Source organism: Amycolatopsis sp. SID8362 (genome assembly GCF_010550475.1).
GTDB classification, from domain to species: Bacteria; Actinomycetota; Actinomycetes; order Mycobacteriales; family Pseudonocardiaceae; genus Amycolatopsis; species Amycolatopsis eburnea.
On the sequence record NZ_JAAGNB010001043.1, the window covers coordinates 1 to 630 of the forward strand.

Sequence of the window (630 nt, forward strand, 5' to 3'; positions counted from 1 at the left end):
GCCACCCCCGTGGGACGCGGGTCGCAGCCGGGCTCGATCGGGCGGCCGTCGCCGGGGTGCTCGGCTCGGGTGCCGTGGCGGGGCTGCTGTTCACTCCGGTGTTCGGCTTCGCCGCCGTGCTCGTGCCGGTCCTCGTCGTCGTGGTGCTCGCCTACGTCTGCGCCGAACTCTGCGCACGGTGGCCGAAAACCGCGCCGTACCGGCCGATTCTGGTGCTGGCGGCCGGACTTCTCGGGCTGATCGAGGCGGTCGCCTTCCCGACCACCCTCGCGGGCCTGCCGACCGGCGACTCGCTCGCCGTGCTGGTGCGCGGGGCGACCGAGGGCTGGCTGCTGACCCTGCAGTCCACCTGGCCGGCCCGGCCGGTTCCCGAACAACTGCTGTTCGTCCCGCTCGCCGTGCTGCTCGCCTCGGTGGTCGGCCTGGAAGTGCTGCTGCGGCTGCGAAAACCGCTCCTCGCGTTGCTGCCGGGGGTGCTCGTCGCCGCGCTTTCCCAGGCCTACCAACCGTTGTTCGGCCCAGCCGCGATCGGGGCGGCCCTACTCTACGCAGGTGTCGCGGCGCTGTCGCTGTCGTCCCGGCCGCGCGGCTGGCTCGTGGTGTCGACCGTCGCCGGGCTGCTCGCCGGGG

The 630-nt window shown here is 74.0% G+C and carries 1 pseudogene; it reads left to right on the forward strand.

Annotation, left to right across the window (positions count from 1 at the left end):
• Positions 1-630 (forward strand): annotated as a pseudogene (locus G3I65_RS32570) (transglutaminase); the annotation flags it as partial.